The sequence below is a fragment of the Nocardioides nitrophenolicus genome (genome assembly GCF_016907515.1).
GTDB lineage: Bacteria > Actinomycetota > Actinomycetes > Propionibacteriales > Nocardioidaceae > Nocardioides > Nocardioides nitrophenolicus.
This window is the reverse complement of sequence record NZ_JAFBBY010000001.1, coordinates 887,607-902,115: the sequence shown is the minus strand read 5'-3', so window position 1 is coordinate 902,115 and position 14,509 is coordinate 887,607. Positions and strand designations below refer to the sequence as shown.

Sequence of the window (14,509 nt, the reverse complement as noted above, 5' to 3'; positions counted from 1 at the left end):
ACGCTCGCGACGACGCCGGTCCTCGGGTAGCGTCGCGCTCGCCCATCTCACCGGCGATCGGGGGCGCAGCAGCCGCTCCGGATAGGGTTCCCCCATGCCCCCGGTCCGCCGCAACAGCCTTGCCTTCACGGTCGTCGTGACCGTGGCGGTGGTGCTCGGCGCGCTGCTGACGCTGGTGATCCTCGCCCTCTCCGGCGCCCCGGGCATCACCCTGCTCGCGACCGCGCTGGCCGCGCTGCCGGTCGGACCGGTGCTGGCGGCGTACCTGTGGCTGGACCGCTACGAGCCCGAGCCGCGGGCGCTGCTCGTCGCCGGCCTCGCGTGGGGCGCCTTCGTGGCGACCATGGCCGCGATCGTGGTCCAGGGCCTCGGCGGCCTGCTCGTCGGGTTCACCGACACCTTCTCCCTGGCCGTGGTCGCGCCCGTGATCGAGGAGGCCAGCAAGGGGCTCTTCCTCGTGCTGCTGCTGTGGTGGCGCCGCGCGGAGGTCGACGGGATCCTCGACGGGATCGTGTACGCCGGCATGGTCGGCGTCGGCTTCGCCTTCACCGAGAACATCCTCTATCTCGCGGCCGCCTGGAACGGCACCGACGGGATGGGGCCCGGCGGGATCGAGGCGATCACCGGCACCTTCGTCGTACGCGGCATCTTCAGCCCCTTCGCGCACCCGCTCTTCACCGCCTTCACCGGCGTCGGCGTCGGCCTGGCCGTCGCGTCGCGCCGGCCCGCGGTCCGCTGGCTGGCGCCGCTGGGCGGCTACCTGCTCGCCGTCCTGGCCCACGCGACGTGGAACGGGTCCACCGTCTTCGGGTTCGGCAGCTTCGCCATCGTGTACGTCGTGATCATGGCGCCCGCGTTCATCGGGATGATCGCGCTGGCCTGGTGGGCCCGCGAGACCGAGGCCCACGTGCTGCGCGTGGCCCTCACCGACGCCGCGCAGCGCGGCCTGCTGCCGGCCACCGACATCGGCTGGGTGGTCGACCTGCGGGCGCGACGTGAGGCGCGGCGCTACGCGCGACAGGCCGGCGGCCCCGAGGCGGAGCGCGCGATGCGCGACTACCAGCAGGCCGCCATCGAGCTCGGCTACCTGCACCATCGGCTGTTGCGCGGCACCGCGCCCGCCGACTGGCAGGTGCGTGGACAGGACTTCCTCGGTCGGATCCAGGCGGCCCGACCGCGGATCGCATTTCCCGGACAGGTGGTACCCCAGCGATGACCCTCGGCGCCGATCTCGACGACACCTTCCTCGGGAGCAGGATGCTCACCGAGGTGGTCCGGCTCCACGGATCCCTCCTCAACGCCCCGCTGCCGCTCGACCTCCCCGGCGTCGACGCGCTGCGGGTCGGGCGCGAGCACATCATCGAGCAGCTCGAGGACTACATCATCCCGCGGCTCACCGAGATCGACGCGCCGCTGCTCGTCGTCGTCGGCGGCTCGACCGGCGCCGGGAAGTCCACCCTCGTCAACACCCTGATCGGCAGCCGGGTCACCATTCCCGGCCTGCTGCGGCCCACGACCCGCTCGCCCGTCCTGGTCCACCATCCCGAGGACGGCCGCTGGTTCGGCGCCGACCGGCTGCTGCCCGAGCTCGCCCGGGTCAGCCAGCCCACCACCGACCAGTTCGCGATCCAGCTGGTCCCGAGCGCCGCCGTGCCGCGCGGGCTGGCGATCCTCGACGCGCCCGACGTCGACTCGGTCGACGAGCGCAACCGCGAGCTGGCGTCCCAGCTGCTCGCCGCCGCCGACCTGTGGCTGTTCGTCACCTCCGCGGCGCGCTACTCCGACCAGGTCCCGTGGGAGCACCTCAAGAACGCCGTCGAGCGCAACACCGCCGTCGCCCTGGTGCTCAGCCGGACGCCCCCCGACGACGTCGCGACCGTGTCGGTCCACCTGGCCCGGATGATGGCGGCGCGCGGGCTCAAGGACAGCCCGCTGTTCGCCGTACCCCAGGGAGAGGTGAGCGACGACGGGCTGCTCCCGGCGTCGTACGGCACCGAGATCAACGGTTGGCTCGCGGCGCTCGCCTCCGACGCCGCGGCCAAGCGCGACGTGGTCAACCAGACCGTCGCCGGCGCGGTGCGCACCGTCACCCGCAAGGCATTCCCGATCGCCGACGCCGTCGCGCTCCAGGTCGACGCCGTCGGCGAGCTGCTCACCATCGCCGACCAGGTCTACGACGACGCCCAGGCGGCGCTGCTCGCCGCCGGTGGCGACGGCACGCTGCTGCGCGGCGACCTGCTGGCCCGCTGGCAGGAGTTCGTCGGCAGCGGTGAGCTCACCCGCACCCTCGAGGCCAAGGTCGGCTTCGTGCGCGAGCGGCTGGTCAACGCGATCAAGGGCAAGCCCCAGCAGGCCGAGCGGGTGGGCGTCGCGATCGAGATGGGCCTGGAGGCCCTGGTCGCCGATCACGCCGAGCGGGCCGCCGCGACCGCGGCCGCCGCCTGGCGCGAGCGCTCCTACGGCGAGGCGCTGCTCGAGTCGACGACCGACGACCTGGCCCGGGCCGGACGCGGCCTGCGCTCGCAGGCCGAGCAGGAGATCCGGGCCTGGCACGACGAGCTCCAGGAGCTGGTCAAGCACGAGGCCGGCGACGCGCGCCACAGCGCCCGCTTCCTCGCCCTGGGCGCCCGCGGCCTGGCCGTGACGCTCGGCGTCGTCGCGCTCGCCGGGACCGGGGGCTCCGGCGCCGCGGCCGCCTCGGTGGCGCTGGGCCGCACGCTCCTGGAGAGCACGATCGGCGAGGCCGGTGCGGCGCGGGTGATCGACCAGGCCCGCGGCACGCTCGCCCGCAGGCTCACGACGCTGATGGGCGCCGAGCGCGCCCGCTATCTCGCGCCGGCCGCGCAGTGGGAGCTCAAGCCCGATGCGCCGGACCAGCTCCGCCAGGCGGCGCGACGAGTCGACGACCTGCGGTTCGCCGCGGCCAAGAAGGGGACGGGTGGACATCTGTGACTGCACCGCTGGCTGACGGGACCGACGTGATCCCGGCCGACCTCGCGACCCGCGGCACGCCCATCGCGGCGCGCGTCGACGGGCTCGGCGCGGCGGTCGAGGCCGCGCGTGGCCGGGTGGCCGACGCGCTGCTCGACGAGGTGGCCGCGGCGGTCGACAAGTCCACCGGCCGGCTGCGGCTCTCCGCCCGGCACACCGTGGTCGCGATCGCCGGAGCGACCGGCTCGGGCAAGTCCTCGACGTACAACGCGCTGACCGGGCTGGAGCTGTCGTCGGTCGGGATCCGCCGTCCTACGACCTCCTGGGCGACCGCGGTGGTGTGGGGGAGCGAGGGCGCCGGCGAGCTGCTGGAGTGGCTCGGGATCCCGCCGCGCCACCAGACGATGCGCGACTCCATGCTCGACACCCCGTCGGAGTCCGAGCTCGACGGCGTCGTCCTGCTCGACCTGCCCGACCACGACTCCACCGAGGTGGCGCACCATCTCGAGGTCGACCGACTGATCGCCGTCGCCGACCTGATGGTCTGGATCCTGGACCCGCAGAAGTACGCCGACGCGGCGGTCCACGACCGCTACTTCAAGCCGATGGGCACCCACCAGGACGTGATGCTGGTGGCGCTCAACCACATCGACACGGTGCCGCTCGAGCGGCGCCAGGCGATGGTCGACGACGTCAAGCGGCTGCTCGCCGAGGACGGCCTCCCCAACGTCCAGGTGCTGCCGATCTCGGCGCGCGAGGGCATCGGCATGGCCGAGCTGCGCGCCGAGATCCTGCGCCGCGTCCACGACAAGCGCAGCACCACCCTGCGCGTCGAGGCCGACATCGCCGCTGCCGCGAGCCGGCTCGAGCAGGCCGGCGGCACCACCCCGGCCCGCGAGCTGCCCGCCCGCCGGATCGATGAGGTCGAGGACCGGGTCGCCGACGCGGCCGGCGTCTCCGCCGTGGTCGACGGCATCGAGCGCACCATCGGCGAGCGGGCCCGTGGCGCGGTCACCTGGCCGCCGCTCGCCCTGCTCGGGCGGCGTGACGAGGAGGTGCCCGGCGGCGAGCCCGCCGTCGCCCCGCTCGACCGCGCGGCGGTCGACACGACCATCCGTGGTCTCGCCGACGAGGCGTCCGACGGGGTCGGGCCGGCCTGGGCGCCGCGGGTGCGCGACGCGGTCGCCAGCCGGCTCGCCGCCACGGGCGACCAGCTCGAGCGAGGCCTGCAGGGTGTCGACCTCGGTGGCCGGCTGCCCGCCTGGGTGGGCCTGGTCCGGCTGCTGCACTGGCTGCTCCTGCTCGCGGCCGTGGGCGGGCTCGTCTGGTGGGGCGTCGCCGCCGTGCAGGGGACGACCGGCGACCTCACCGAGGTCGCCGGCCTCCCGCTGCCCGCCGTGCTCGGCATCGGGGGACTGGTGCTCGGGCTGCTGCTCTCCGCGCTCGGACGGATGCTGGTCCGCGGCCTGGCGCGGCAGCGGGCCGAGCAGGCCGACGAGCGGCTCCGGGGCGTCGTGCACCAGGTGCTCGAGAGCGACGTGGTGCAGCCGATGCGGGCCGAGCTGTCGTCGTACGGTGCCTTCCGTCGGGGTGTGGAGGCCGCGCGGGGCTGACCCACGCGTCTCAGCAGTCTCCTGCCGAGCCCTCGGCTCTCCACAGCCGCGGCTCTCCACCGCGCCCCTCCACAGCGGCGCGGGACTCGATGGTCTTCGTCGTACCGATCGGGTGGACTCGGCCTCACCCGGTCGATCTCGCGACCGGCGCGACGAAGGGAGATCCGATGAACCAGACCATGCTCACCGTGCAGGGCTGGATCGGCACGACGCCGATGCTCCGTGAGGTCGGCGGCGTGCCCGTCCTCAACTTCCGGCTGGGCTGCACGCCCCGCCACTTCAACCGCTCCTCCGGCGCCTGGGTCGACGGCGAGACCCAGTGGTACGCCGTCAGCGCCTGGCGCCGTCTCGCCACCCACGCCGAGCCGTCCCTGCGACAAGGCGACCCCGTGGTGGTCCACGGGCGACTCGGCCACCACACCTACGTCAACAAGAGCGGCAGCGAGGTGGTCGTGCTCGAGATCGACGCCGTCACGATCGGTCACGACCTCACCCGGGGCACCTCCAGCTTCGTCAAGGCCGCCGCCTCCGGTCCGGGCAGCGACCCCGAGCGCGACGGCGTGGTCGTCGCTGCGTAGATTTGGGGCGTGGCTGACTACGTCCTCTCTCTGCGCAACGTTCGCAAGGCCCACGGCGACAAGGTGGTCCTCGACAACGTCACGCTGTCGTTCCTGCACGGCGCGAAGATCGGCGTCGTCGGTCCCAACGGCATGGGCAAGTCCTCACTGCTCAAGCTGATGGCCGGCCTCGACCAGCCCAACAACGGCGACATCGTGCGCGACCCCGACGCCACGGTCGGCATGCTCCAGCAGGAGCCGCCGCTCACGGAGGGCAAGACCGTGCTCGAGAACGTCGAGGAGGCGGTCGCCGACACCAAGGCGAAGATGAAGCGCCTCGAGGACGCCTACATGGAGATGGGCGACCCCGACGCCGACCAGGACGCGCTCATGGCCGAGACCGGCGAGCTGCAGACCGAGCTCGACAACATGAACGCCTGGGACCTCGACAGCCGCCTCGAGCAGGCGATGGACGCGCTGCGCTGCCCGCCCTCCGACGCGCTCGTCGACAACCTGTCCGGTGGTGAGCGGCGCCGGGTCGCGCTGTGCAAGCTGCTGCTGCAGCAGCCCGACCTGCTGCTCCTCGACGAGCCCACCAACCACCTCGACGCCGAGTCGGTGCAGTGGCTCGAGGGCCACCTCAAGAGCTACCCGGGCGCCGTGCTGGCCGTCACCCACGACCGCTACTTCCTCGACAACGTCGCGCAGTGGATCGCCGAGGTCGACCGCGGCTCCATCCACGGCTACGAAGGCAACTACTCGACGTACCTCGAGACCAAGAAGGAGCGGCTCAAGGTCGAGGGCGCCAAGGACGCCAAGCGCGCCAAGATGCTCGAGAAGGAGCTGGAGTGGGTGCGCTCCAACGCCAAGGCGCGCCAGACCAAGTCCAAGTCGCGTCTGGCCCGCTACGAGGAGCTGGCGGCCGAGGCCGACAAGGCCCGCAAGATCGACGCCGCCGACATCAACATCCCGCCGGGGCCGCGACTGGGTGACGTCGTCCTAGAGGCGGAGCACCTCACCAAGGGCTTCGAGGGTCGGATCCTGTGGAACGACATCTCCTTCACGCTCCCCCGCGCGGGCATCGTGGGCGTGGTCGGTCCCAACGGCGTCGGAAAGACCACGCTGTTCCGGATGATCACCGGGGGCGAGCAGCCCGACTCCGGCAAGCTCACGGTCGGCCAGACGGTGAAGATCTCCTACGTCGACCAGAGCCGCGGCGGCATCGACCCCAACAAGAACGTCTGGGAGGTCGTGTCCGACGGCCTGGACTTCATCAAGGTCGCCAACTTCGAGATGAACAGCCGCGCCTACGTCGCGTCGTTCGGCTTCAAGGGCCCCGACCAGCAGAAGAAGGCCGGCGTGCTCTCCGGTGGTGAGCGCAACCGCCTCAACCTGGCGCTCACCCTCAAGCAGGGCGGCAACATGCTGCTGCTCGACGAGCCGACCAACGACCTCGACGTCGAGACCCTGTCCTCGCTCGAGGACGCCCTGCTCGACTTCCCGGGCTGTGCGGTGGTCACCTCCCACGACCGGTGGTTCCTCGACCGGATCGCCACCCACATCCTTGCCTGGGAGGGCACCGAGGACGACGAGGGCGCCTGGTTCTGGTTCGAGGGCAACTTCGCCTCCTACGAGGAGAACAAGATCGAGCGCCTCGGCCTCGAGGCCGCCCGCCCCCACCGGGTCACGCACCGCCGCCTGACCCGCGACTGACGCGGTCGGCGGCGCCGGGGCGCTAGGACCGGATCTCGCGCTCCGGGTGCGCGCAGATGAGCTGATCGCAGACCGCGTCCATCACCCGGCCCAGTGCCTCGAGATCCGCGGCGTCGACGAGGTCGACGAGCGAGCGCCGCACGGTCTCCACGTGGTCGGGTGCGGCGGTGCGCAGCGTGGCGAGGCCCGCGTCGGTGAGCCGGCAGTCGACGCCGCGGCCGTCGTCGGGCGACTCCTCGCGGGCGACCAGGCCGGCGTTCTCCATCCGCTTGACGGTGTGGGTGACCCGGCTGCGGCTGTGGGCGAGGGCGGCGGCGAGCTGAGCCATCCGCAGCGTGCCGCCGGCCTCCGAGAGCCGGACCAGGATCTCGTACTCGACCGCCGACAGACCGTGCTCGCGGCGCAGGTCCTCGTCGAGCCGGTCCAGCAGTAGGGTGGTGCCGAGCAGGAACGATCGCCAGGTCCGCTGCTGGTCCTGGTCGAGCCAGCGTGGCTCCTGGTTGGACGCCGCCTTCGCCTCCGTCACCGCGTCAGTCTAGATCGCGGCGCATCAGTACTCGCGGGTGTCCACTCAGCACCGACGACGTGTCGGCGACGTGGCGGAAGCCGGCCGCGTCGAAGTTGGCCTTCAGGCCGGCGTACGCCATGGTCTGGTCGACCTTGGCGCCGCGGTTGTCGAGAGGATAGGCCTCGATCGCGGGCGCGCCCTGCTCGCGACCCGGCACAAACTGGCCCGGTTTTCTGGCCGACCCGGCAGAAACTGGCTCGCGAATCGCGCCGACCCGGCAGAAAGTGGCCATGCCGAGGTGACCTTCTGCCGGGTCGGCCAGAACCCTGAGCTACCTTCTGCCGGGTCGGCGGATCAGCTGAGCCGCTCCAGGATCATCGCCATCCCCTGGCCGCCACCGACGCACATGGTGATCAGCCCGGTGGACTTGTCGTGCCACTGCAGCGAGTTGATCAGCGTGTTCTGCAGCCGGGCGCCGGTCATGCCGAAGGGGTGGCCGACGGCGATCGCGCCGCCGTTGACGTTGAGCTTGTCGATCGGGATGCCGAGGTCCTCCGCGGACGGCAGCACCTGGGCTGCGAAGGCCTCGTTGATCTCGGCGAGGTCGATGTCGTCGATCGTCATGTTCGCGTTGCGCAGCGCGTTGCGGGTGGCCTCGACCGGCCCGAGGCCCATGATCTCGGGGGAGAGACCGGAGACGCCGGTGGAGACGATCCGGGCGAGCGGGGTCAGGCCGAGCTCGGCGGCCTTGGTGTCGGACATGATGACGACCGCGGCGGCGCCGTCGTTGAGCGCGCAGCAGTTGCCGGCGGTCACGACGCCGTCGGGGCGGAAGACCGGCTGCAGCTGGGCGAGCGCGTCGTAGGTCACGCCGGCGCGCGGGCCGTCGTCGGTGCTGACGACGGTCCCGTCGGGGAGGGTGACCGGGGTGATCTCACGCGCCCAGAAGCCGTCGGCGATGGCCTTCTCGGCGAGATTCTGGGACCGTACGCCGAACTGGTCGAGGTCCTCGCGCCGCAGCCCACGAATGCTGGCGACGTTCTCGGCGGTCTGGCCCATGGCGATGTAGATGTCGGGCAGCAGCCCGTCCTCGCGCGGGTCGTGCCAGACCTGGCCGCCCTCGGCGTACTTCTCGGTGCGCTGCTGCGCGTCGGCGAACAGCGGGTTCTTGGTGTTGGGGAGGTGGTCGGAGGTCCCGAACTGGAAGCGTGACACGGTCTCGACGCCGGCGGAGATGAAGACGTCGCCCTCACCGGCCTTGATGGCGTGGAAGGCCATCCGCGAGGTCTGCACCGACGAGGAGCAGTAGCGGGTGATCGTCGCGCCGGGGATCTCGGTGCCCATCAGCGTGGTCACGATCCGGGCCATGTTGTTGCCTGCCTCGCCGCCGGGCAGGCCGACGCCGAGGTAGAAGTCGTCGACGTCGCTCGGGTCGAGGGCGGGGATCTTGTCGAGAGCGGCCTGCGCGATGAACGCGGTCAGGTCGTCGGGGCGGAAGTCCTTGAGCGAGCCCTTGTTGGCGCGCCCGATCGGCGTACGGGCGGCGGAGACGATGACGGCCTCGGGCATGGAGACTCCTCGGTGCGGGGGACGGGGCACAAACGGCCACAGCGTAGTGGGCCGCGACTGGAACCTGTTCCGGTCGTGGCGGACACCACAGCCGGGGTCCCGCATGCGGAGTCGCGGCCCAGGCGGCCGCCGGGTCTGGAAGCATGAGCGGGGTGCGGCACCGCTACGACTGCCCCCTGCGCTGGGGAGACATCGACCAGCTGAACCACGTCAACAACGTGAAGTACGTCGACTACCTCCAGGAGGCACGGGGCGCCCTGCTGCACGCCTGCCGGACCGCGGCGGGCGTCGAGCATCACCACGACGACGCCTATGTCGTACGCCGGCACGAGGTCACCTTCCACGCGCCGCTGCGCTTCCGCTTCCAGTCGGTGGCGATCGAGTCGTGGGTCAGCGAGATCCGCACGGCGAGCTTCACCCTCGACCACGAGATCTTCGAGGAGCAGCCCGACGGCACCCGCGCCGTCTACCTGCGGGCCCGCACGGTGCTCGCGCCGTTCGTGCTCGCGACCGAGCAGCCGCGCCGGCTCGACGACCAGGAGCGCGCCGCGCTGGCTCCGTACGCCGAGCTCGGCGACGTCCGCTCCCGGCCGGTCCTCGTCGACGTGCCCCGCGACCGGGCGTCGCACTACCCGGTGCAGGTGCGCTTCTCCGACCTCGACATCTACCGCCATGTCAACAACGTGCGGTACTTCGAGTACTTCCAGGAGTCCCGGATCGCGAGCCTCGGGCGGCTGCGCCAGGCTCTCACCGACTTCCCGCGGATGGCGAGCGTGATCGCGCGGTCGGACGTCGAGTACGTCGCGCCGATCGTGCTCCGGCCGCAGTCGTACGACAGCTGGACGGTCGTCTCGCGCATCGGCACGAAGTCGATCACGCTCGAGTCCGAGATCACCGACGGGACCAACCGGTCCGCGCAGGGCGCGGTGCTGGCGCGCTCGAAGGTGGTGCTGGTCTTCTTCGACGCCGAGACGCAGCGCTCGGTGACGCCGCCCGCCGGCTTCCACGAGGCGCTGGCCGACGCCCTCGGCGACATGGTGGTGGGCTGAGCCGTCCGGGTGCCGCCCGGCTCACCAGCCCGGTGGCAGCGAGGTGAAGTCGGGCTCCCGCCCCTCGGCGAAGGCGGCGAGGGCCTCGAGGTTGGCGGGGCCGCCCATCAGCTCGGCGAAGGCGGCGTTCTCGCGGTCCCGGGCGGCCCGGATCGCTGCGCGGTGCGGCTCGGCCATGGTGCGCTTGACCGCGACCAGCGACGAGATCGGCTTCGCGGCGAGCACCTCGGCGTGCCGGCGGGCGGTGGCCAGCAGCTCGCCGGGCGCGCAGACCTCCTTCACCAGGCCCATCGCACGCGCCTCGGCCGCGCCGATCCACTCCGACGACAGCAGCGCCCAGGCCGCGTGCTGCCGGCCGACCAACGCCGGGAACAGGTACGACGACGCGGCCTCCGGTGCCACGCCGAGCGAGGTGAACGGGCACTTGAGCCGGGCGTCGTCGGCCATGAAGCCCAGGTCCGCGAACCCGAGGATGGTCGCGCCGATGCCGAGGCCGAGCCCGTTGACGGCGACCACGAGCGGCTTGGGGAACTCGACCAGCGCGTCGACCAGGCCGATGAACCCGTGCTTGCCCCGGGGGAAGTCCGGATCGGTGGCCAGCCGGTGCATCTCGAGCAGGTCGGTGCCCGCGCTGAACGCGCGCCCGGACCCGGTCAGCAGGACCACGGCGACCTCGGGGTCCGCGGCGGCGGCGAGCAGCGCCTCCGCCGTGGCGTCGTACAGCTCCTCGTTGAAGGCGTTGAGCGCCTCGGGGCGGTTCAGGGTGAGGGTGCGGACCCGGCGGTCGTCGGCCACGAGCAGCGTCATGCGCTCAGAATAGAACGCGTTCTAATCCGGGGCGAGCTGAGTGCGCAGCCGCTTGAGGCCGCGGTGCCGGGCCACCCGCACCGCCACGGCCGTCATGCCGAGCGCCGCGGCGGTCGAGGCGACATCGAGGTCGAGCACCTCGGTACAGGCGATCACGTCGCGCTCGCGGGGCGGCAGCTCGGCCAGCGCGCGGCGTACCCACTCGTCGGCCAGGATGCGGGTCTCGGGTCCGGGCGCGGTGTGCTCGGCATCGGCGGCGAGGCTGTCGAAGCCCCTGGTCCGGGTGGCCGTACGGCGGCCGGCGTTGGCCTGGTGCTTGCGGGCGATGCCGAACAGCCAGCCGCCGAAGTCCGAGCCGCTGCCGTGGAAGTCGGCGATCCGCTCGGCGGCGACCAGCCAGGTCGCGGCCGCGATGTCGTCGGGCGCCTCGCCGCCGGGCGAGGAGCGGGCCTCCAGCCACAGCAGCAGGCGACCGGCGTGGTCGCGATAGAGCTCGCGCCACGCTGCGGCGTCACCGTGCTTGGCAGCAGTGACGAGCTCGTCGTCTGCCCGCACCGGACGTGTCCCCACCCCTGTCGTTCTGGCACGGTCCGGACCTTGCCCCGGACCGCGCTGCCCATTGTCCCGCCTGCGAGCGGGAAGTGGGACATTTCCCCGTGGTCAGTGCGTCGGCCGCTGCTGGTCGCTGCCCTGGTCGTCGTCGCCGTCGTCCTGGCCGGACTGGTTGCCCTGGCCGGACTGGCCCGACGAGACGCCGGGCCCGCGCGGGGAGTCGCCCTGCTCGCCCTCGCCCGGCTCGCGGTCGTGGCCCTTGGCCTTCCCCTGGGCCTTGTCCTTGTGGTGGCCCTTGGCCTTCGCCTTGCCCTTGCCCGGGTGGGTCGGGGGCGGTCCGCCGCGCGCGTCGTCGTCGCGACCGGTGTCGTCCGAGCCGCGGGACTTGCTCCCGTCGGCGCCGCCGGGGTCGGCGGCGTGCTCGGAGTCGGAGGAGGGAGTGCTGCCCGGCAGCCCCGGGGACAGGGGGCTGCCGGGCGTGGTGGTGACGTCGGAGTGTGGGGTTCCGACGTCGCCGGGACTCGGTGTGCCGGACGGTCCGATCCGGGTCGGGCTGTCGGCGGGGGAGTGTGGGACACCTCCGCCGGTGGGAACGCCCGCTGCCCAGGTGGCGGCCGCGATGACGGCAACGGAGCCGGTCGCGAGCACCAGGCGGAATCCGGCCGACCGAGTCGATCGGGGGAGCGTGGCCTGCGAGGTCGCACTCAGGTGGGTGAGCATGCCGAGGAACGCCGGGTCGGGCTCGAGCGTCGGTACGTCGACGCGGAGCCGCTCGGTGGCGCGTTCGTGGGTCATGGCCTGCTCTGCTGAGGGACGAGGCGGGTGTGCTCTCAACCGGAACATGTCGTGACCCCGGCCGGGTGTTACATCGAGCCGGGAGAAATTCTCAGCCCGGGGTGTTCACCATGAACGTGGCCGCGTGCGTGACGTACTCCCAGAAGCGCGCGTCCTGCTCCGGCGTCAGCTCCACGCTGTCGAGACCGGCGCGGAAGTGCCGCAGCCACCGGTCCCGCGCGTCGAGGTCGACCGCGAACGGTGCGTGCCTCATCCGCAGCCGGGGGTGCCCGCGGTTGTCGGAGTAGGTCGTCGGCCCGCCCCAGTACTGCACCAGGAAGAGCAGGAAGCGCTCCTCGGCCGGGCCGAGGTCGGCCTCCGGGTACATCGGGCGGAGCACCTCGTCGGCGGCCACGCCCTCGTAGAACTTCGCGACAATCCGGCGGAAGGTCTCGAACCCGCCGATCTCGTCGTAGAAGCTCGTCTCGTCGCTCACCGATCCATCATCCCTCGTCGCTCACGGTGGACCGCGCCGCCCCCTGCTTCGCATCGTCACGCTGGTCGTCAGCGTGGTCGCGGTGGTCCTCGCGGTGCCAGACCACCCGCTGCGCGAACGGCACCTTGATCCCCTCGTGGTCGAAGCGGGCCTTGATCCGCTGCCGCAGCGCCCGCGCGACCGCCCACTGCTCGAGCGGCGCGGTCTTGACCATCGCCCGGATGGTCACCGAGTCGGGCTCCATCAGCTCCACGCCCGTCACCTCCGGCTCCTCGATGATCACGTGGCTGAACTCGTCGTCCTCCCACAGGTCGTGGGCGACCTCGCGCAGGATCCGCTGCACCCGGGCCAGGTCCTCGTCGTACCCGACCCGGACGTCGACGACCGCACGCGACCAGTTCTGGCTCTTGTTGCCGACCCGCACGATCTCGCCGTTGGGGACGTACCAGACGGTGCCCTCGATGTCGCGCAACCGGGTCATCCGCAGGGTGACCGCCTCGACGGTGCCGCTGGCGTCGCCCACGTCGACGACATCGCCGACGCCGTACTGGTCCTCGATGAAGATGAAGATGCCCGCCAGGAAGTCCTTGACCAGGGACTGGGCGCCGAAGCCGAGCGCGATGCCGATGATGCCGGCGCTGGCGATGATCGGCGCGATGTCGACGCCGACCTCGCTGAGCACCATGGTGCCGACGATCGCGACCACGATGAACGTGATGATGCTCTTCAGCACCCCGCCCATGGTCGCCGCGCGCTGCTTGCGGCGCGCGGTCACGGCGCTCTCGACCCGTTCCGGCAGCACGCCGCGCTCGGCTCGCCGCGCGATCCGGTCGACCACCCGGTGCAGCAGCCAGCGGGCGAGCACGCCGAGCAGGACCAGGCCGATGATCGCGAGCGGCTTGCCGATGATGACGTCGGACCACTCCGCCAGCCGGCGGTTCCCGGTGACGTCCCAGGTCAGGTCGCAGACCGTCTCACCGTCGGCGCACGGGCTGGTCGGGGCGGTGGCGACCAGGGCGAGGGGGAGGGGGAGAGCAGACATCCGCCCAGTGTCCCAAAGCGACCTGAGGCCCGCCGCGGACACCACTACCGCACGCCTGATCGGGAGCCGATAGCATGCGGCACGTGACCAGCACTGCCGTACGCCGCCTGCTCGCCGTGTGCACCCTCGTCGGGGTGAGCGCCCTGCTCGTCGTCGCCGGAGCGGGCTCCGCGTCGGCCGACACCCCGGAGCCGCGTCCCGGCAACGGTGCCGCGAGCTGGGAGGCCAAGCCCGACATCGACGTACTCCACGCCTGGCTGTACCTCGGCGGCGTCCCGCTGCTGGTCTTCATCGTCATCACGCTGCTCTACGTCGCCCCGGCCCTGGCCCGTGGCGAGGACCTGAGCATGAACGCGCTCGAGCCGGAGAACCAGTGGCTCGGTGGCCCGCGCAAGGCCGCCGGTGAGCTGGCCGCCCCCGACTCCGACGACTCCAAGGCCGGCGGCGCCGGCGGCAGCTGGTAGTCCGCGGTCATGAGCAGCACCGCCCTCTCGGCGTCCGAGCGCGCCGCCCTCGACGTCACGATCCGCAACGCCGAGCAGGTCTGCCGCGCCGAGATCTCGGTCTTCGTCGGCGCCGCCAGCGGCGATCCGCGCGACTTCGCGACCAGCCTCCACAACACCCTCGTGCTGCCCTCGCGCAGCATCCTGATCATGGTCGACCCGGACCGCCGCGTGGTCGAGATCGTGACCGGCGGCCACACCCGCGAGCGGCTCACCGACGACGAGTCGGCGCAGGCCGTCGCGGCGATGACCGAGCGGTTCGCGACCGGGGACCTGGCCGGCGGCCTGACCCGGGGCATCGAGCTGCTGGGTGAGCTCGCCAAGGACTGACCCGGCTCGAACTGGCCTCTCAATTGCGCTGACCCGGCTCGAAATAGCCTCAGAATCGCGCTGAC

The 14,509-nt window shown here is 72.2% G+C and carries 16 protein-coding genes; 8 read left to right on the top strand and 8 right to left on the bottom strand.

What is annotated here, in order from left to right; genetic code table 11:
* Positions 1 to 94 precede the first annotated feature (94 nt).
* From JOD66_RS04340 to ettA, 5 genes are all read left to right on the top strand, one after another.
* A complete protein-coding gene (locus JOD66_RS04340) occupies positions 95 to 1,216 on the top strand; it encodes a PrsW family intramembrane metalloprotease (protein ID WP_204835695.1) in 1,122 nt (373 codons plus the stop codon).
* Positions 1,213 to 2,952, top strand: a complete 1,740-nt coding sequence (locus JOD66_RS04335) for a dynamin family protein (RefSeq protein ID WP_204835694.1) — start codon at positions 1,213 to 1,215, stop codon at positions 2,950 to 2,952. Before JOD66_RS04340 ends, JOD66_RS04335 begins: the two co-directional genes overlap by 4 nt.
* Positions 2,949 to 4,544, top strand: coding sequence for a GTPase (locus JOD66_RS04330; RefSeq protein WP_307823284.1), 1,596 nt, complete (start codon positions 2,949 to 2,951; stop codon positions 4,542 to 4,544). The genes JOD66_RS04335 and JOD66_RS04330 overlap by 4 nt, the downstream gene beginning before the upstream one ends.
* A 167-nt stretch (positions 4,545 to 4,711) precedes the next feature.
* Positions 4,712 to 5,122, top strand: a complete 411-nt coding sequence (locus JOD66_RS04325) for a single-stranded DNA-binding protein (RefSeq protein ID WP_204835693.1) — start codon at positions 4,712 to 4,714, stop codon at positions 5,120 to 5,122.
* A gap of 9 nt (positions 5,123 to 5,131) precedes the next feature.
* Positions 5,132 to 6,814 carry an energy-dependent translational throttle protein EttA gene (gene ettA / locus JOD66_RS04320; protein WP_204835692.1) on the top strand — a complete coding sequence of 561 codons (1,683 nt, stop codon included), beginning with the start codon at positions 5,132 to 5,134 and terminating at the stop codon, positions 6,812 to 6,814.
* A gap of 22 nt (positions 6,815 to 6,836) precedes the next feature.
* Here the strand turns inward: ettA and JOD66_RS04315 are convergent, their stop codons facing one another.
* The 3 genes from JOD66_RS04315 to JOD66_RS04305 form a co-directional block, all read right to left on the bottom strand.
* Positions 6,837 to 7,340: a MarR family winged helix-turn-helix transcriptional regulator gene (locus JOD66_RS04315; RefSeq protein ID WP_204835691.1), complete on the bottom strand. Its 504-nt coding sequence runs from the start codon at positions 7,338 to 7,340 to the stop codon at positions 6,837 to 6,839.
* 4 nt (positions 7,341 to 7,344) lie between these two features.
* Positions 7,345 to 7,614, bottom strand: a complete 270-nt coding sequence (locus tag JOD66_RS04310) for a hypothetical protein (RefSeq protein ID WP_239545079.1) — start codon at positions 7,612 to 7,614, stop codon at positions 7,345 to 7,347.
* Between the two features lie 62 nt (positions 7,615 to 7,676).
* A complete protein-coding gene (locus JOD66_RS04305) occupies positions 7,677 to 8,891 on the bottom strand; it encodes an acetyl-CoA C-acetyltransferase (RefSeq protein WP_204835690.1) in 1,215 nt (404 codons plus the stop codon).
* A gap of 143 nt (positions 8,892 to 9,034) precedes the next feature.
* On the opposite strand from JOD66_RS04305, the gene JOD66_RS04300 reads away from it, so the two are divergent.
* Positions 9,035 to 9,940 carry an acyl-CoA thioesterase gene (locus tag JOD66_RS04300; RefSeq protein ID WP_239545077.1) on the top strand — a complete coding sequence of 302 codons (906 nt, stop codon included), beginning with the start codon at positions 9,035 to 9,037 and terminating at the stop codon, positions 9,938 to 9,940.
* A gap of 21 nt (positions 9,941 to 9,961) precedes the next feature.
* Here the strand turns inward: JOD66_RS04300 and JOD66_RS04295 are convergent, their stop codons facing one another.
* The 5 genes from JOD66_RS04295 to JOD66_RS04275 all read right to left on the bottom strand — a co-directional run bounded on the left by JOD66_RS04295 (position 9,962) and on the right by JOD66_RS04275 (position 13,611).
* Positions 9,962 to 10,747: an enoyl-CoA hydratase/isomerase family protein gene (locus JOD66_RS04295; protein WP_204835689.1), complete on the bottom strand. Its 786-nt coding sequence runs from the start codon at positions 10,745 to 10,747 to the stop codon at positions 9,962 to 9,964.
* 21 nt (positions 10,748 to 10,768) lie between these two features.
* Entirely contained in the window at positions 10,769 to 11,302 is a 534-nt protein-coding gene (locus JOD66_RS04290) for an RNA polymerase sigma factor (RefSeq protein ID WP_204835688.1), read from the bottom strand.
* A gap of 105 nt (positions 11,303 to 11,407) precedes the next feature.
* A complete protein-coding gene (locus JOD66_RS04285) occupies positions 11,408 to 12,094 on the bottom strand; it encodes a hypothetical protein (protein ID WP_204835687.1) in 687 nt (228 codons plus the stop codon).
* A gap of 91 nt (positions 12,095 to 12,185) precedes the next feature.
* Positions 12,186 to 12,569, bottom strand: a complete 384-nt coding sequence (locus tag JOD66_RS04280; RefSeq protein WP_204835686.1) for a globin — start codon at positions 12,567 to 12,569, stop codon at positions 12,186 to 12,188.
* A 7-nt stretch (positions 12,570 to 12,576) separates the two neighbouring features.
* Positions 12,577 to 13,611, bottom strand: coding sequence for a mechanosensitive ion channel family protein (locus JOD66_RS04275; protein WP_204835685.1), 1,035 nt, complete (start codon positions 13,609 to 13,611; stop codon positions 12,577 to 12,579).
* 83 nt (positions 13,612 to 13,694) lie between these two features.
* On the opposite strand from JOD66_RS04275, the gene JOD66_RS04270 reads away from it, so the two are divergent.
* Positions 13,695 to 14,075, top strand: coding sequence for a hypothetical protein (locus tag JOD66_RS04270; RefSeq protein WP_204835684.1), 381 nt, complete (start codon positions 13,695 to 13,697; stop codon positions 14,073 to 14,075).
* 9 nt (positions 14,076 to 14,084) lie between these two features.
* Complete coding sequence (locus tag JOD66_RS04265) at positions 14,085 to 14,444, top strand: DUF5130 family protein (protein WP_204835683.1); 360 nt, start codon at positions 14,085 to 14,087, stop codon at positions 14,442 to 14,444.
* Positions 14,445 to 14,509 lie beyond the last annotated feature (65 nt).